Annotated in this window: 13 protein-coding genes; 4 read left to right on the top strand and 9 right to left on the bottom strand. The window is 62.8% G+C overall.

Annotated elements, in window-relative coordinates; genetic code table 11:
• Positions 1 to 204 precede the first annotated feature (204 nt).
• Positions 205 to 1,476 (top strand): MFS transporter, encoded by a 1,272-nt coding sequence (locus LDZ28_RS09000; protein WP_244825662.1) that lies wholly within the window; start codon positions 205 to 207, stop codon positions 1,474 to 1,476.
• A gap of 145 nt (positions 1,477 to 1,621) precedes the next feature.
• Here LDZ28_RS09000 and LDZ28_RS09005 read toward each other — a convergent pair whose 3' ends face one another.
• From LDZ28_RS09005 to LDZ28_RS09025, 5 genes are all read right to left on the bottom strand, one after another.
• On the bottom strand, positions 1,622 to 3,514 hold the full coding sequence (locus tag LDZ28_RS09005; RefSeq protein ID WP_244825664.1) for a propionate--CoA ligase: 1,893 nt from the start codon (positions 3,512 to 3,514) through the stop codon (positions 1,622 to 1,624).
• A 208-nt stretch (positions 3,515 to 3,722) separates the two neighbouring features.
• The gene (locus LDZ28_RS09010) at positions 3,723 to 4,214 is read right to left on the bottom strand and encodes a hypothetical protein (protein WP_244825666.1); all 492 of its coding nucleotides are present in this window, start codon (positions 4,212 to 4,214) and stop codon (positions 3,723 to 3,725) included.
• Positions 4,211 to 4,498: a hypothetical protein gene (locus tag LDZ28_RS09015; protein ID WP_244825668.1), complete on the bottom strand. Its 288-nt coding sequence runs from the start codon at positions 4,496 to 4,498 to the stop codon at positions 4,211 to 4,213. The genes LDZ28_RS09010 and LDZ28_RS09015 overlap by 4 nt, the downstream gene beginning before the upstream one ends.
• Positions 4,499 to 4,751: 253 nt before the next feature.
• Positions 4,752 to 5,504, bottom strand: coding sequence for a 5'-methylthioadenosine/adenosylhomocysteine nucleosidase (locus LDZ28_RS09020; RefSeq protein ID WP_244825669.1), 753 nt, complete (start codon positions 5,502 to 5,504; stop codon positions 4,752 to 4,754).
• The gene (locus tag LDZ28_RS09025) at positions 5,501 to 7,864 is read right to left on the bottom strand and encodes a UvrD-helicase domain-containing protein (RefSeq protein WP_244825671.1); all 2,364 of its coding nucleotides are present in this window, start codon (positions 7,862 to 7,864) and stop codon (positions 5,501 to 5,503) included. Before LDZ28_RS09025 ends, LDZ28_RS09020 begins: the two co-directional genes overlap by 4 nt.
• Positions 7,865 to 8,062: 198 nt before the next feature.
• On the opposite strand from LDZ28_RS09025, the gene LDZ28_RS09030 reads away from it, so the two are divergent.
• Both LDZ28_RS09030 and galU read left to right on the top strand, forming a co-directional pair.
• Positions 8,063 to 10,930 carry a valine--tRNA ligase gene (locus tag LDZ28_RS09030; protein ID WP_244825673.1) on the top strand — a complete coding sequence of 956 codons (2,868 nt, stop codon included), beginning with the start codon at positions 8,063 to 8,065 and terminating at the stop codon, positions 10,928 to 10,930.
• Between the two features lie 100 nt (positions 10,931 to 11,030).
• A complete protein-coding gene (galU, locus tag LDZ28_RS09035; protein ID WP_244825674.1) occupies positions 11,031 to 11,912 on the top strand; it encodes a UTP--glucose-1-phosphate uridylyltransferase GalU in 882 nt (293 codons plus the stop codon).
• Between the two features lie 77 nt (positions 11,913 to 11,989).
• On the opposite strand, the gene LDZ28_RS09040 is transcribed toward galU, so the two are convergent.
• The 4 genes from LDZ28_RS09040 to LDZ28_RS09055 form a co-directional block, all read right to left on the bottom strand.
• Positions 11,990 to 12,217 (bottom strand): sulfurtransferase TusA family protein, encoded by a 228-nt coding sequence (locus tag LDZ28_RS09040; RefSeq protein WP_062601442.1) that lies wholly within the window; start codon positions 12,215 to 12,217, stop codon positions 11,990 to 11,992.
• Positions 12,218 to 12,283: 66 nt separating this feature from the next.
• Positions 12,284 to 13,300, bottom strand: a complete 1,017-nt coding sequence (locus LDZ28_RS09045) for a Gfo/Idh/MocA family oxidoreductase (RefSeq protein ID WP_244825675.1) — start codon at positions 13,298 to 13,300, stop codon at positions 12,284 to 12,286.
• Positions 13,297 to 14,301, bottom strand: a complete 1,005-nt coding sequence (iolG, locus tag LDZ28_RS09050) for an inositol 2-dehydrogenase (protein ID WP_244825676.1) — start codon at positions 14,299 to 14,301, stop codon at positions 13,297 to 13,299. Before iolG ends, LDZ28_RS09045 begins: the two co-directional genes overlap by 4 nt.
• Positions 14,291 to 15,172: a MurR/RpiR family transcriptional regulator gene (locus tag LDZ28_RS09055; RefSeq protein ID WP_244825677.1), complete on the bottom strand. Its 882-nt coding sequence runs from the start codon at positions 15,170 to 15,172 to the stop codon at positions 14,291 to 14,293. Before LDZ28_RS09055 ends, iolG begins: the two co-directional genes overlap by 11 nt.
• A gap of 229 nt (positions 15,173 to 15,401) precedes the next feature.
• Here LDZ28_RS09055 and LDZ28_RS09060 point away from each other — a divergent pair, with 229 nt between their 5' ends.
• On the top strand, positions 15,402 to 16,454 hold the full coding sequence (locus LDZ28_RS09060) for a sugar ABC transporter substrate-binding protein (RefSeq protein ID WP_244825678.1): 1,053 nt from the start codon (positions 15,402 to 15,404) through the stop codon (positions 16,452 to 16,454).
• Positions 16,455 to 16,575: the final 121 nt, after the last annotated feature.

Here is a 16,575-nt window from a genome sequence, read left to right on the forward strand (position 1 = left end):
TCTTTAATCCGATTGTGTACGGGCGTTCGTCTCTTGCGTGGCCGCCGAGATCACGCCGACGATGTCCGATTCGCGACGAACCTTGGCAGGACAACGACTCGCGGACAGCCTACACTTGTCAGAAATTCAGCTTGCGCATAAATGTCGCAGGCGAATACAAGAATTGGGACAACCGTTTTTTCCACGCGTTTTACGCCATCCACCATGCAAACAAGTATCGATAAAGGCGCGTTTCCGCCTTCGGGCAGCGCGTCGGTCGCCAGTACCGCGAGTGCGGGCGCATCACCGGCCACCACGCCTGCCGTTCAGCGCACCGTGTATTCGGTGCTGGGCGCGGTCAGCTTCGCGCATCTGCTGAACGACATGATCCAGTCGCTGATCCTGGCGATCTATCCCATGTTCAAGAGCGAGTTCTCGCTCTCGTTCGGGCAGATCGGCCTGATTACGCTGACTTATCAGATCACCGCATCGCTTCTGCAGCCACTCGTCGGGCTCTACACCGACAAGCATCCGAAGCCGTGGTCGTTGCCGGTCGGCATGGGTTTCACGCTGTCTGGTCTCTTGCTGATGTCGGTGGCGGGCAACTTCGGCACTTTGCTGATCGCGGCGGCGCTGGTTGGCTGCGGATCGTCGGTGTTTCATCCGGAATCGTCACGCGTTGCGCGCATGGCGTCGGGCGGCAGGCACGGCCTTGCGCAATCGCTCTTTCAGGTGGGCGGCAATGCGGGTTCGTCGCTCGGGCCGTTGCTTGCGGCGCTGATCGTGATTCCGCACGGACAACGCAGCATTGCGTGGTTTTCGGTCGCGGCGCTCGTTGCCATGTTCGTGCTGGCGAATATCGGCCGCTGGTACAAGCGTCATCCCGCGACGAAGAAGGGTCGCGGACAGGCTGCGCATCATTCCTTGCCGCGTCAAAAAGTCATGATGGCGATGAGCGTGCTCGTCCTGCTCGTGTTCTCGAAGTACTTTTACCTGGCGAGCATCACGAGTTACTTCACGTTTTATCTGATCAGCAAGTTCGGCGTGTCGGTGCAGAGCGCGCAGATTCACCTGTTCGTGTTTCTGGCGGCAGTGGCGGCGGGGACGATCATCGGCGGGCCGGTTGGCGACAAGGTCGGGCGCAAGGCGGTGATCTGGGTATCGATTCTCGGTGTCGCGCCGTTTACGCTGCTCATGCCTTACGTGAATCTGTTCTGGACGGGCGTGTTGTCGGTGATCATCGGGCTCGTGCTGGCATCCGCGTTTTCGGCCATCCTGGTCTATGCACAAGAGTTGATTCCCGGCAAGGTCGGGATGGTGGCGGGCCTCTTCTTCGGCTTCGCGTTCGGCATGGGCGGCGTGGGCGCGGCAGTGCTCGGCCATCTCGCGGATGTGACGAGCATCGACTTCGTTTATAAGCTCTGCGCGTTCTTGCCGTTGATCGGCGTGCTGACGGTGATGTTGCCTAAGATGAGCGAGGAGCGGGTGAAGGCTTGAGGTTTAACAGGCCGTGATTCCCTTTAACGGGCGCGTCGATGCTTCGAGAGATCACGCGCCCGGTGTGCTTTAAGTGGCGATGCAGCTTGGTTCGAACCGGTGAAGGTGCAAGCGCCCTTGCGTATTCAAAGCCCGCTGCTCGCGCTCACGATTCCAACGCCGCCTTCACCAACCCCAACGCACTCGGGTCCTCGATAGTCGGCAATTCCCCCGGATCGCGCCCTTCGGCCAGCGCCGCGATCGCTCGGCGCAAGAGCTTGCCCGAACGCGTCTTCGGCAGCATCGACACGAAAAGCACGCGCGCCGGACGCGCAATCGCGCCCAGTTGCGCATCCACCGCGTGACACAGCTCCGCCTCCAGCCCGGCGCGCGCGCCCGGCGCATCGAGACGGCTCGCATCGCGCAGCACGACGAACGCAGCGGCGGCCTGGCCCTTCACGGCATCCGTCACGCCGACGACCGCGACTTCCGCCACCGCCGGATGCGCGGACAACGCCTCCTCGATCTCGCGCGTGCCCAGCCGATGCCCCGCCACGTTGATCACGTCATCGGTGCGGCCGAGAATCGACACGTAGCCGTCCTCGTCCTGCACGCCCCAGTCGAAGGTTGAATAGACCAACTGGTTCGGCACGCTAGTCCAATAGGTGTCGATGAAACGCTGATCGTCGCCCCACACGGTCTGCATGCAGCCCGGCGGCAGCGGATAACCCAACGCGACCACGCCCTTCTCGCCCGGCGCGCAAATCTCGCCGGTCGCCTCGTTGCGCAAGGTGAGGTTGAAGCCCATCGACGGCACGCCCGGCGAGCCGAGCTTCGAGGGCAACGCCTCGATGCCGCGTGGAATCGCGATCATCGGCCAGCCGGTTTCCGTCTGCCAGTAATTGTCGATGACGGGCTTTCTCAGCGCGCTCTGAATCCATTGCGCGGTCGGTTCGTCGAGCGGCTCGCCCGCCAGAAACAGCGTGCGCAGGCTGGACAGATCGGCGTCTTGCATCAGCGCCGGGTCCTGCTTCTTAAGTACGCGGATCGCGGTGGGCGCGGTGAACATCAGATTGATGCGATGCTGCTCCACGAGCCGCCACCAGATGCCGCCGTCCGGACGGACCGGGGTGCCTTCGTACATGACCGTGGTCAGGCCCGCGATCAGCGGCGCATAGATGATGTAGCTGTGCCCAACGACCCAGCCGATGTCGGACGCGGTGAACATGGTGTCGCCCGGCGCGCCCTGAAAGATATGCTCCATCGATGCCGCGAGCGCGACCGCATAACCGCCGACATCGCGCTGCACGCCCTTCGGCCTGCCGGTCGTGCCGGACGTGTACAGCACGTACGAAGGCTCGTTCGATTCGAGCCATTCGCACGGCACGTGAGCATCGAAAAATTTTTCGCGCAAGGGTTCGTAGGAGACGAGATAGCTCGCCTGCAGCCGCTCGGGCGCCAGTTGCCGGTCGATCAAAAGCACTTGCGGCACCTTGAATTCAGCGCGCGAAAGCGCCTCGTCGACGAGCGGCGTGTAGTCGATCACCTTGCCCGCGCGCGCGCCAGCATCGGCGGTGACGATGAGCGCGGGCTCCGCATCGTCGATGCGCGCCGCCAGATTAGGCGCCGCGAAGCCGCCGAACACCACCGAATGCACCGCGCCGAGACGCGCGCACGCGAGCATCGCGAAGAGCGCTTCGGGGATCATCGGCATATAGATGAGCACGCGGTCGCCCTTCTTCACGTGCAGCGAGCGCATGACGGCGGCCATGCGGTTCACTTCCGCGTGCAGTTCGGCGTAGGTATAACGGCGCTCGATGCCCGTTTCCGTCGATACATACACGAGCGCGTTTTGCTGCGCGCGCGAGGCGAGATGGCGATCGACCGCGTTATGACAGAGATTGGTCTTGCCGCCGACGAACCAGCGCGCGAACGGCGGGTTGCTCGCATCGAGCACCTGCGTGAAAGGCGTATGCCAATGGATGCGGCGCGCCTCATCGGCCCAGAACGCCTCGGGTTCCTCGATCGACCGGCGATACGCTTCTCGGTAAGTCGGCATGCGCGTCCTCTTTGAGCGAAGTGCGTGGCTGTGCTTGTCTCTGTGCGTCCGCCAACGCCGCATGCGCCCACGTCGGGCGGCCGCGTTGACATCTCTTCATCACGAAGACAGAGCATAGAGCAGCCCGCAAACCCTTGCTAGACAGGGCGCGCCCTGATCGGTGTCATCGATTCAGGCGCGCTTCGCCTCTCCGAACGCTTCGGACGTTTCAGACCGCGCGACTCTTCGACACCGGCGCTGCCGCTTCGCCCGAATGCTTGAGCAACACGGGCGCGAGTTCGCCGGCCACGCGCATGCTCGATACCACGACCGTACGCACGCCGCTGCCCTCGGTCGAATGACGCAGCGCTTCACGCGTGGTCGCGCGCGCCTCGATACGCGGCTCGATCACGACGATGCCCCGGCAATACGCCGCGAGTTGCACGCGCTGATTGCGCAGCCACGCGGTGCGCAGGCGAATGTCGTCGGCGGTTTCATCGGCGTCGTGCTCGGCGACGATCACGAAGGGCGTGTTGAGCGCAAGCAGGCGGCGCATCTGCGCGCACCATGCAAACGCGTAGCCCGGCTTGACGGCGCGTCGGCGCAGACGCACGAGCGGAAAGCGGCTGGCGTCGAACATGCGGGCATCGAGACCGAGATCGGGAAGCGGGACGGACGATGAAAGCGACTCGCGCTTTGAATGGAGATTGGCGGCATTCACAGCGGTTTTGGACTCCAGTAATTCAGCGCGGCAACCAGGCTCGGCCAGCGCGACTGTCGCGGCACGGCCCGCTTTTTCGGTTTCGTGGCGCGCGGCAACCGGCGCGCGGTTTCTTTCGGTGCTTCCGATGCCTGGCTCCACGCGTGACGCGTGGTTTCAAGCACTTTTGCGGCGTTGGCCGCGACCGCGCATTCGTTGCGCGCCTCGTGAATTTCGCCTGCCTCGGATACGCCGCCCTGCTCGCGCGTCAAGCCGATGGCAGTGGGAATGGAATCGTTGGTCATGTATGTTCGGGCCTCGTTGGTCGGACGAAGGCGGCGTTTTCGCGCCGGCTTCGGCCCCGATGCAAAGCTACGGATAAGCGCTGACGGCAGCGCTGTGTCTCGGATCAGGCCGGGATGGCGGTCGTCGAAGCAGCGGTTCGCGCTTCTTTGCGGCATGCCGATATCCGCGCTTGCGATGCATTGTATTGAGAATCATTCTCAATTACAAGCGGCAAATGGTCTGGCGGCAGAAGGGAAAACCCGAGCGTTGGAGCTAATGCACAGACCGAAGAAACCGCACCAGAATCCCCGACGAATACGCACCCGCGATCGCCACGAGAAACTCCGCGAACGATTCAGGCGCGGCGGCATCGGCGGTATCCGAGATGGTGCGCACGACGGCGCACGGCACCGCGTGTTCGAAACAAACCTGCGCGAGCGCCGCGCCTTCCATTTCGACCGCGAGCGCATCGGGCAAAGCGTCGCGCAGCGCCAGCACGCCTTCGTTGCTCGCGACGAAGCGATCGCCACTCACAATCAACCCGCGATGCACACGCGGCGCATGCACCGCGAAGCGCTCGGCAAGCGAGCTGCCCTCATCGGCGATGAAACTCGCGGCCGCCAGCGCGAGCGCATTGCAAAAGCTGGGATCGGCGGCGAAATGAGAGCGGGCCAGAAGCGGCACTTCATAGCGCGGGAAAAGCGGCGAGGCATCGAGATCGTGCTGCAGGAGCGTATCGCCGATGACGATGTCGCCCACCCGGACATTTGCATGCACGCCGCCCGCGACGCCCGTAAAAACGATCGCATCGACCTTGAACACGTGAATGAGCGCGCTCGCCGTCGCCGCCGCCGCGACCTTGCCGATGCGCGCGAGCGTTGCCACCACGCGCACGCCATGCGCATGGCCGACGTGATACTCGCGCTGACCGAGCGTCACCGTCTCGACTTCGCCCGCCGCATGCATCTGCGCGACGAGATCGCCCAGTTCCTGCGGCAGCGCCGCCATGATGCCGAGCATCGTCATTCGACCGCTTGCAGTTTCGCCACCGCGAGTGCGAGCCATTTCTCGCCGTGCCGCTTGAAGCGAACCTGCGCGCGCGCATCGCCGCCGGAACCTTCGAGCCCGATCACCGTGCCCTCGCCGAACTTCGTGTGGAACACCGCTTGTCCGACCTTGAAGCCGCTTTCCGCCGCGCGCTGCTCGTTGGCGAACGACGGCAACGCCGGTGCGGACGCGGCGGAACCGCCGTAAGCCGAACCGCCGCGCTCCTGGCCTGGGCGCGCGAACCAGTCGCGGCCCCAGCCGGCGTTATCCGCGCGCCCGCCCCAACGCGCGCCCGGCTCGATCTTCGGCGTGAGCCACTTGAGCGAGCCTTCGGGCAATTCGTCGAAAAAGCGCGAGCGAATGTTGTAGCGCGTCTGTCCATGCAGCATCCGGCTCTGCGCGAACGACAAATAAAGCCGCTCTTTCGCCCGCGTGATCGCCACGTAAGCGAGCCGCCGCTCTTCTTCGAGGCCGTCGGTTTCCTGCGCGCTGTTCTCGTGCGGAAAGAGCCCTTCTTCCAGTCCGGTGATGAACACCGCCGTGAATTCCAGCCCTTTCGCCGCGTGCACGGTCATGAGTTGCACGGCATCCTGGCCGGCCTGCGCCTGGTTGTCGCCCGCTTCGAGCGATGCATGCGAGAGAAACCCCGCGAGCGGCGTCATGGTGTCGGGGTTCTGCGCGGGATCGGCAATGCCGGGCGCGTCCAGCACTTCGATCTCGCCGTCCTCGCTCACGATTTCCGGCGCCGCCGTCGCGCCGGGGCGCAGCGGCACGGAACGCGCGGGGGTATCGAGCCCGTAGCCTTCCTCGCTCACGAACGCCGCCGCCGCGTTGACCACTTCCTGCAAGTTCTCCAGACGGTCCTGGCCTTCGCGCTCGGTCTCGTAGAACGCGGCGAGACCGCTCGCGCGCACGACGTATTCGACCGTTTCCGGCAGACTCATCTGCTGCGTTTCGGCGCGCATCTTCGCGACGAGCGTGGCGAATGCGCCGAGGCTCGAACCTGCCTTTCCCGTGACGTAGGGCACGGCGGCGGCCATCGAACAGTTGTAGAGACGCGCGGCGTCGGCGAGTTGCTCGATGGAGCGCGCACCGATGCCGCGCGTCGGGAAATTGACCACGCGCGCAAACGCCGTGTCGTCATTCGGGTTGTCGATCAGACGCAGATACGCGAGCGCATGCTTCACTTCCTGACGCTCGAAGAAGCGCAAGCCGCCATACACGCGATACGCAATGCCCGCGTTCACGAGCGTGTGCTCGATGGTCCGCGACTGCGCATTGCTCCGGTACAGCACCGCGATCTCCCCGCGCGCGAGTCCCGTATTGATGAGCGCCTTGATCTCCTCGACGATCCAGCCCGCTTCCTGCGAGTCCGTCGCGGCTTCGTAGACGCGCACCGGTTCGCCGTGCCCCGCATCCGTGCGCAGGTTCTTGCCGAGCCGCCGCGAGTTGTTGGCGATCAGGAAGTTCGCGGTATCGAGAATATGGCCGTGCGAGCGATAGTTCTGCTCCAGCTTGATGAGATTGCGCACGCGGAACTCGCGCTCGAAGTCGTGCATGTTGCCGACGTTCGCGCCGCGAAACGCGTAGATGGACTGGTCGTCGTCACCGACCGCGAAGATGGCGTTGCTCTCGCCCGCCAGCTGCTTGAGCCACGCGTACTGCAGCTTGTTGGTGTCCTGAAACTCATCGACGAGGATATTGCGAAAGCGCGCTTGATAATGTGCGCGCAGCGGCGCATTGAACGCGAGCAGTTCGTGGCAGCGCAACAGCAGTTCGGGGAAATCCACGACGCCTTCGCGCTGGCATTGCTGATCGTAGGCTTCGTACAGTTCGACGAACTTGCGGTTGAAGGCGTCCGTGGCGTCCACGTCCTTCGGACGCAAGCCCTGCTCTTTCGCGTTGTTGATGAAGTACTGAAGGTTCTTCGCCGGATATTTTTCGTCGTCGACATTGAGCCCTTTCATCAGCCGCTTGATGGCGGAGAGCTGATCGGCGGTGTCGAGAATCTGGAAAGTCTGCGGCAGCCCCGCGTCGCGATAATGCGCGCGCAGCATGCGGTTGCACAGGCCGTGGAAGGTGCCGATCCACATGCCGCGCGTGTCGATGGGCAAGAGCGCCGAGAGCCGCGACATCATTTCGCGCGCGGCCTTGTTCGTGAAGGTCACGGCGAGAATGGTCGGCGGCGACGCGTAGCCCTGCTGGATCAGCCACGCGATTCGCGTGATGAGCACGCGCGTCTTGCCGCTGCCCGCGCCGGCGAGAATCAGCGCGGGCTCGTTGGGCAGCGTCACGGCGGCGAGTTGTTCGGGGTTGAGGTTCGCGAGCAGGTCGGGCATGGGAGCAGGTGGACGGCGAAAAGCGGGCCAAAGTCTCTGGCGGCGGGCCGACCATTATAAGACCGCGCCGATGGCGTCGCCGGCGCCTGGCATCCGCGCTTGGCCGCAGGCCATCCGGAATTCGTCCGATTGACTCGCTCGAACCTTATAATCAGGGATTACCCCGCACTTTTCACGCATTTTTCGGCAGATTTCACGATGAGCGACAACACGCTTGCGAAGAGCTTCGAGCCTCAGAACATCGAGTCCCAATGGGGCCCGGAATGGGAAAAACGCGGCTACTCCGCCCCGACCTTCCAGGAAGGCGCGAAGAATTTCTCCATTCAACTGCCGCCGCCGAATGTCACCGGCACGCTGCACATGGGTCACGCGTTCAACCAGACCATCATGGACGGCCTGACGCGCTATCACCGCATGCTCGGCGAAAACACGCTGTGGGTGCCGGGCACGGACCACGCGGGCATTGCCACGCAGATCGTCGTCGAACGCCAGCTCGACGCCAAGAAAATCTCCCGCCATGACCTCGGCCGCGAGGAATTCCTGAAGCGCGTCTGGGCGTGGAAGCAGGAATCCGGCTCGACCATCACGAATCAGGTACGGCGTCTGGGCGCTTCCATCGACTGGTCGCGCGAATACTTCACGATGGACGACAAGATGTCCGCCGCCGTGCGCGACGTCTTCGTGACCTTGTACAAGCAAGGGCTCATCTATCGCGGCAAGCGGCTCGTGAACTGGGACCCGGTGCTGGGCACGGCCGTGTCCGACCTCGAAGTCGTCAGCGAGGAAGAAAACGGCAGCCTTTGGCATATCAAGTACCCGCTGCCCGACGGCTCCGGCCATCTGACGGTCGCGACCACGCGGCCCGAAACCATGCTCGGCGACGTTGCGGTGATGGTGCATCCCGAAGACGAGCGGTATCGGCATCTGATCGGCAAGACGGTCGTGCTGCCGCTTGGCGACCGCGAGATTCCGGTGATCGCGGACGACTACGTGGACCGCGAGTTCGGCACGGGCGTCGTGAAGGTCACGCCCGCGCACGACTTCAACGACTACGCGGTCGGCCAGCGCCACAAGCTGCCGCAGATCGAAATCCTCACGCTCGACGCGAAGATCAACGACAACGCGCCCGCGAAATATCGCGGCATGGATCGCTTCGACGCGCGCAAGGAAGTGGTGAAGGATCTCGAAGCGCTCGGCCTGCTCGAGTCCGTGAAGCCGCACAAGCTCATGGTGCCGCGCGGCGACCGCACCAACGTGGTCATCGAGCCGATGCTGACCGACCAGTGGTTCGTCGCAATGACCAAGGCCGCGCCGGAAGGCACGTTCAATCCGGGCAAGTCGATCACGGAAACGTCGCTGGACGTGGTTCGCGGCGGGCAGATCAAGTTCGTGCCCGAGAACTGGACCACAACTTACTACCAATGGCTCGAAAACATCCAGGACTGGTGCATCTCGCGCCAGTTGTGGTGGGGCCATCAGATTCCCGCGTGGTATGGCGAAAACGGCGAGATCTTCGTCGCGAAGACGGAATACGAAGCTCGCGCCGAAGCCGACGCCAAGGGCTACAAAGGTGCGCTGCGCCGCGACGAAGACGTGCTCGATACGTGGTTCTCGTCCGCGCTCGTGCCCTTCTCGTCGCTCGGCTGGCCGGACGAAACCAGCGAACTGAACGCGTTCCTGCCCTCCACCGTGCTCGTGACGGGCTTCGACATCATTTTCTTCTGGGTTGCCCGGATGGTGATGATGACCACGCACTTCACCGGCAAGGTGCCGTTCCACACGGTCTACGTGCACGGCCTCGTGCGCGACGCGGAAGGCCAGAAGATGTCGAAGAGCAAGGGCAATACGCTCGATCCCATCGATATCGTGGATGGCATCGAGCTCGAACCGCTCGTCGCCAAGCGCACCGCCGGCCTCATGAATCCGAAGGCCGCCGCGCAGATCGAAAAGAAAACGCGTAAGGAATTTCCGGAAGGCATTCCGGCCTTCGGCACCGACGCGCTGCGCTTCACGATGGCTTCCATGGCCACGCTGGGTCGCAATGTGAATTTTGATCTGGCACGCTGTGAGGGTTATCGCAATTTCTGCAACAAGCTCTGGAACGCCACGCGTTTCGTGTTGATGAATTGCGAAGGCCACGACTGCGGCTTTGCGAACCCCGGCGACTGCAAGCCGGGCGATTGCGGCCCGGGCGGCTACACGGATTATTCGCAGGCGGACCGCTGGATCGTGTCGCTCCTGCAGCGCGTCGAAGCGGAAGTCGAAAAGGGTTTCGCGGACTATCGCTTCGACAACGTTGCGAGCGCAATTTACAAGTTCGTCTGGGACGAATACTGCGACTGGTATCTCGAACTCGCGAAGGTGCAGATCCAGACCGGTACGCCCGAGCAGCAGCGCGCCACGCGCCGCACGCTGTTGCGCGTGCTGGAGACGGTGCTGCGGCTCGCGCATCCGATCATCCCGTTCATCACGGAAGCGCTGTGGCAGAAGGTGGCGCCGCTGACCGACGTTTTGCCCGAAGGCACGAAGGAAGGCGAGTTGTCGATCATGACGCAGGCCTATCCGCGCGCCGAGACGAAGAAGATCGACGAAACGGCGGAACAGTGGGCGTCCGAACTCAAGGCTGTCATCGACGCATGCCGTAATCTGCGCGGCGAAATGAACCTGTCGCCCGCGGTGAAGGTGCCGCTGCTCGCACATGGCGACGCCGCGCGTCTCCATACGTTTGCGCCGTACGTCGCCGCACTGTCGCGTCTTGCCGAAGTGAAGATCATCGACGACGAAGCCGCGCTCGATGCCGAAGCGGAAGGTGCGCCGGTGGCGATCGTCGGCGCGAACAAACTCGTGCTGAAGGTGGAGATCGATGTCGCCGCCGAACGCGAGCGTCTCACGAAGGAAGTAGACCGCCTGACTGTCGAAGCAGGCAAATGTAACGCGAAGCTCGGAAATGAAAGCTTTGTTTCAAAAGCGCCGCCCGCCGTCGTTGAACAGGAGCGAAAAAGGCTGGCAGAATACGAAACCACTATCGAGAAACTTCGGGCGCAAATTTTGCGGCTGCCTGTCTGATTGGGCTGTCGTGAAGTAGCATCGCCGCGTGATCGGGGATGTTCGTCCGTTCGCCCAACTGCTCGACGTTCCAAATGATTAAGAGGATCAGGGTTATCACATGCTAAAAGTTACCAAAGCGGTTTTCCCCGTCGCGGGTCTCGGCACTCGGTTCCTCCCCGCGACCAAGGCGAGCCCGAAAGAAATGCTGCCCGTCGTCGACAAGCCGCTGATTCAATATGCGGTGGAAGAGGCAATGGCCGCCGGCATCACCGAAATGATCTTCGTGACCGGGCGCAGCAAGCGCGCGATCGAAGACCACTTCGACAAGTCTTATGAGATCGAAGCCGAACTGGAAGCGCGCGGCAAGGACAAGCTGCTCGAACTCGTGCGCAGCATCAAGCCGAGCCATGTCGACTGCTTCTACGTGCGTCAGGCCGAAGCGCTCGGTCTCGGCCACGCGGTGTTGTGTGCCGAAAAGCTCGTCGGCGACAACCCGTTCGCCGTGATCCTCGCGGACGACTTGCTGTACGGCAAGCCGCCCGTGATGTCGCAGATGATCGAAGTCTTCGACCACTATCACAGCTCGGTGATCGGCGTCGAGGAAATCCCGGCGGAAGATTCGAAGTCCTACGGCATCATCGACGGCAAGGAGTGGGAAGACAACATCTTCAAGCTCTCGGGTATCGTCGAAAAGCCGGAACCGGCCGTTGCGCCGTCGAACCTCGGCGTGGTCGGCCGCTATGTGCTGAAGCCCCGCATTTTCGATCACATCCGCTCGATCAAGCCCGGCGCGGGCGGCGAACTGCAACTGACGGACGCCATCATGTCGCTCCTGTCGGACGAACAAGTGCTCGCGTACAAGTACCACGGCACGCGCTTCGACTGCGGCAGCAAGCTCGGCTATCTGAAGGCGACGGTGGAATTCGCGCTGCGCCATCCGGAAGTGTCGAAAGACTTCGACGAGTATTTGCGCACGCGCTCGCCGAACCTGGCTAGCTGAGTTGAAGTAAGTCGAATTCGCCCGCGTCGGCAGGCGAAAAAAAAGCCCATCGCGTCATGTGATGGGCTTTTTCCTTTTCAGCGGCGTCGCATCAGAAAGGTGAACACTTTGTCCTGCGTGGTTACTTCGACGATCTCGTTGCCGGTCTGCCTTGCAAACGCCGCGAAATCGCGCTGCGATCCGGGGTCGGTGGCGAGCACCTTCAGAATCTGGCCGCTCGTCATGTCGGCGAGTGCTTTCTTTGCCCGCAGGATCGGCAACGGGCAGTTGAGCCCGCGCGCGTCGACTTCCTTGTGAACTTCCATCGCGATTTGAATTCCGTTAAGCCTTGCGTGTTGCGAAACATCGAAGGCCCGATTCTAACGCAGCGTTCACAAGTCCACCGGGCGCCCGGTCTCATATGCCTGCCGCATGGCGATGCCAATCCTCGTCGCCTCGCGCGCATCGTCGAGCGTGAGGCCGGTCGGCGTGCCATCTCGCACGAGCGCGACGAAGGCTTGCGCTTCGCGTAAAAACGCATCTTCGAAGCGCTCGAAGAAAGTCGGCGTGCAAACGTTTCGCATGCCGTGTGCATCGGCGATCTCGACGCGGTTCGCACGCGGATTGCGCCCAATGGCAAGCGCGCCCGCCGTGCCGATGACTTCTGTCTGCGTGTCGTGGCCATGAGCCATCGTGCGGGAAGCGTATAGCACGGCAAGCCGGCCGTCGTCGAATTCGATCGTGCCCACGCCATTGTCGATATCGCCACATTCGCGCAAGCCTTCGTGGATTGCTATCGTGCCGCTCGCGAACACGCGCTTGGGCTTCGGATTACCGAGCATCCAGCGCGCGAGGTCGATGTCGTGCACGCTGCAATCGAGAAAGAGTCCGCCCGATGTCGGCGCGAAACGCACGAAAAAACCATCCGGATCATTCTTGTCGCAGGTCTGCGAGCGCACCATGAACGGCCGGCCGATCGCGCCTTCGCCAATGCGCTCGAAGGCATCTCGATAACTCGCATCGAAACGGCGCACGAAGCCGATCATTACATGCAGATGCGCATGCCGCGCGTGCTCCTCGATCACGCTGTCGCATTCGGCGAGATCGAGCGACAGCGGCTTCTCGCAGAACACGTGTTTGCCCGCGCGCAACGCGGCGATGATCTGCCGCGCGTGCAGCGAAGTCGGCGTGACGAGCCACACGGCGTCGATGGACGGATCGGTCAGCAAGTCGGCGTAATCGGCATGGAGCGCGATTTCCGGCAGGTTGTCGCGAGCCCATTCGCGCTCTTGCTCAACCGGGCTGCACGCCGCGACGAGCCGCGCGCCCGGCACATGCCACGCGAGGTTTTCCGCGTGTCTGCGGCCGAGCCGCCCCAGCCCGACAATGCCCACCCGCACCGCGCTCATGCCGCGTTCTCCCCGAGCTTCACGATGCGCTTTTCGCGCCACGAAAGCGTCGCGGCCTCGGCGAGTTCGAGCGCCTTGAGGCCGTCGGCAACAGTGGTGCGCACGGGCTTGCCATGGGTCACGGCATCGAAGAAATGCGCGATTTCCGCGGCATACGCCGCGCGATACCGTTCGAGAAAGAACGCCTCGGGCACGTCGCTCGACACGCCCTTGGTCGAATATGCCGTCACTTCGGTCGGACGCACGTTGCCCGCTTGCAGCATGCCGAGACTGCCGAGCACCTCGAAGCGCTGATCGTAGCTGTAGCCCGAGCGCCGCGCCGTGTTGATCTGGCACAGGCGTCCGCGTTTCGTGCGGATGGTGACGGCTGTCGAATCGATATCGCCGGCTTCCGCGATGGCGGGATCGGACAAACAACTGCCCGTGGCGTGCAGCGTGTCGGCTTCGTCGTCGAGCATCCAGCGGAAGATGTCGAAGTCGTGGATCAGCATGTCCTTGAAGATGCCGCCCGAATGCTTGATGTATTCCACGGGCGGCGCGCCCGGATCGCGGCTCGTCACGATCAGCATTTCCGGTTCGCCGATCTCGCCCGCTTCCACGCGCGCCCTCAATGCCGAGAAAGTCGGGTCGAAGCGCCGCTGAAAGCCGATCATGCAGACCACGCCCGCTTTCTGCACGGCATCGGCGCAGGCGCGCGCGCGTTCGAGCGTGAGGTCCACGGGCTTCTCGCAGAACACGTGCTTCTTTTGCGCCGCCGATGCGAGGATCAGGTCCGCATGCGTGTCCGTGCTCGAACAGACGACCGTCGCGCCCACCGAGGCGTCGCCCATGGCGGCATCCACATCGGCGACTTGCGCGCCGTATTGCGCAGCGAGCGCCGACGCGGCCTCGCGGTTCACATCGACGACATACTTGAGGCGCACGCCAGGCTGCCGCGCGAGATTGGCCGCGTGAATCTTGCCAATGCGCCCTGCTCCGAATACCGCCACGTCAATCGTCATAGCCGCCTGTCTCCTTGGATTCTTCTACGTTGAGTTCGAGCCGGTACGCGAGCGCGATGAACAGCGCCTGGCACAAGCAAATGGTGCTCGTGAGCGAGCGGAACGCGAACGCGCTGCCCTCCTTCACGAGCAGACTCGCGCTCGCGTGACGCGCGAGCGGCGAAAGCTGGCTGTCGGTGATCACGAGCGTCTTCGCGCCGTGATGCTGCGCAGCGCGCACGCAATACTGCGTTTCCTTGCCATAAGGCGCGAAGCTGATGGCCACGACCACGTCGCCCTTTCTCACGCTCTTGACCTGTTCGCGGAACATGCCGCCGATGCCGGAGATCAAATGCACGCGCTTTCTCGTGTGCTGCAACGCGTAGACGATATAGCTCGCCACCGCGAACGAGCGCCGCACGCCGATCACATAGATGTTCTCCGCGTGTTCGAGCATTTCCACGGCGGCGTCGAACTGTTCGTCGTCGAGACCGGCTTCGAGTTCGTCGAGCCCCGTGCGGCTCGCCGCGATGAATTCGCGCGCCACGGACACACCGGAGGCATCGCCCGCCTTTTCGTCGATGAGTTTGCGAATGCGCTGCTGATAACTCTGCTGCGAGCCATTGCCGCCCGCGAACGCCTGCCTGAACACGGCCTGCAAGTCCGAGAAGCCCGAAAAACCGAAGCGCTGCGCAAAGCGCACCACGGCCGACGGATGCACGCCGCACGCGGTGGCGATATCGCTCGTACGATCCATCATCACGCTCGACCGATGCTGCTCGATATACGTCGCGACGTTCTTCAACTGACGCGGCAACGTGTCGTAAGCGTCGGTGATGCGCTGCATCAGATCGTCGACGCTCTGCACGTCGGTGCTGGTCTCATCCTGCATGGATAGCTCATGTCGATGGCGCCGCGAAGGCAGACGCCGTGGCAGCGATTATAGGAAGGCTGCAAGGAAAATGGAACGTATTTTCCATTTATGGCATCGGTGCAATTCCTATTGCAGACCGGGAAAACTTGGCCTACTCTTGGTGCTGAGTTCGAAGCGGCCCCAAGCAACGGCCGCATCGGCTCGCGGAAAAGTCAGATCAAACAACAAACCGAGATAGGTGGAGACAATGACCATTCGCAATGGCCGAGCCGCGTTGCGCGCGCTCGCGGCAGCCGCAATCCTGAGCAGCACAGCCTTGTTGACGGCGTCCCCCGCTCACGCGGCGCCCGACGCCAAGTTCGTCCTCATCAGCCACGCGCCCGACTCGGACTCGTGGTGGAACGTCATCAAGAATTCGATCAAGCAGGCCGACGAGGACTTCAACGTCCAGACCGACTATCGCAATCCGCCAAACGGCGACATTGCCGATATGTCGCGTCTCATCGAACAGGCCGCCGCGCGTAATTACGACGGCGTGATCACCACCATCGCGGACTTCGATGTATTGAAGAGCGCGCTCAACAAGGTGACGGCGAAGAAGATTCCGCTCGTCACGATCAACTCGGGCACCGAAGAGCAAAGCGAGCAACTCAAGGCGATCATGCATATCGGCCAGCCGGAATACGTGGCGGGCAAGGCCGCAGGCGAAAAGGCGAAGGCCGCGGGCGTCAAGTCGTTCCTGTGCGTGAACCATATCGCGACCAACACGGTGTCATTCGACCGCTGCCGTGGCTTCGCGGAAGCCATCGGCGTCGACTACAAGGCGTCCACCATCGACTCCGGTCAGGACCCGACGGAGATTCAGTCGAAGGTGTCGGCTTACCTGCGCAATCATCCCGATACGCAGGCTGTACTCACGCTCGGACCCACGCCCGCCTCGGCGACGCTCAAGGCCGTCACGCAAATGGGCCTGCAAAACAAGCTCTATTTCGTGACCTTCGACTTTTCCGATGACATCGCGAAGGGCATCAAGGACGGCACGATCAAGTTCGCAATCGATCAGCAACCGTACTTGCAGGGCTATATCCCCGTGGCCGTGCTCGCTATCGTCAAGAAGGATCACACCACGGACCCGGTGAAGATTCGCCAGATTCTCGAAGCGAATCCGAAGTTCAAGGCGCGTCTCGAAACGTATGGCCTCGCGCCGTCGTATGGACCGAAGAACATTCGTTCGGGTCCGGGCTTCATCACCAAAGAGAATCTCGACAAGGTCGTGAAATACGCCGGTCAATATCGTTGACCGTTCAGGGCGGCCGTCTTTTCAGCGCCGCCCGCTATCACTGCATTTCCGCGGAACGTCGTGCGTCTGCTGCGTCTATTCCCGACGCGGCAGGAGCGCGCGCATCGGTCAGTCAAGGAGC

The organism is Caballeronia sp. TF1N1 (assembly GCF_022878925.1).
Lineage (GTDB): Bacteria > Pseudomonadota > Gammaproteobacteria > Burkholderiales > Burkholderiaceae > Caballeronia.

Coding starts and splice junctions, on each gene's coding strand:
- LDZ28_RS09005 (WP_244825664.1), bottom strand. CDS start 3,514: ATGCCGACTTACCGAGAAGCGTATCGCCGGTCGATCGAGGAACCCGAG.
- LDZ28_RS09030 (WP_244825673.1), top strand. CDS start 8,063: ATGAGCGACAACACGCTTGCGAAGAGCTTCGAGCCTCAGAACATCGAG.
- LDZ28_RS09020 (WP_244825669.1), bottom strand. CDS start 5,504: ATGACGATGCTCGGCATCATGGCGGCGCTGCCGCAGGAACTGGGCGAT.
- LDZ28_RS09040 (WP_062601442.1), bottom strand. CDS start 12,217: ATGGAAGTTCACAAGGAAGTCGACGCGCGCGGGCTCAACTGCCCGTTG.
- LDZ28_RS09060 (WP_244825678.1), top strand. CDS start 15,402: ATGACCATTCGCAATGGCCGAGCCGCGTTGCGCGCGCTCGCGGCAGCC.
- LDZ28_RS09015 (WP_244825668.1), bottom strand. CDS start 4,498: ATGACCAACGATTCCATTCCCACTGCCATCGGCTTGACGCGCGAGCAG.
- galU (WP_244825674.1), top strand. CDS start 11,031: ATGCTAAAAGTTACCAAAGCGGTTTTCCCCGTCGCGGGTCTCGGCACT.
- LDZ28_RS09055 (WP_244825677.1), bottom strand. CDS start 15,172: ATGCAGGATGAGACCAGCACCGACGTGCAGAGCGTCGACGATCTGATG.
- iolG (WP_244825676.1), bottom strand. CDS start 14,301: ATGACGATTGACGTGGCGGTATTCGGAGCAGGGCGCATTGGCAAGATT.
- LDZ28_RS09045 (WP_244825675.1), bottom strand. CDS start 13,300: ATGAGCGCGGTGCGGGTGGGCATTGTCGGGCTGGGGCGGCTCGGCCGC.
- LDZ28_RS09000 (WP_244825662.1), top strand. CDS start 205: ATGCAAACAAGTATCGATAAAGGCGCGTTTCCGCCTTCGGGCAGCGCG.
- LDZ28_RS09025 (WP_244825671.1), bottom strand. CDS start 7,864: ATGCCCGACCTGCTCGCGAACCTCAACCCCGAACAACTCGCCGCCGTG.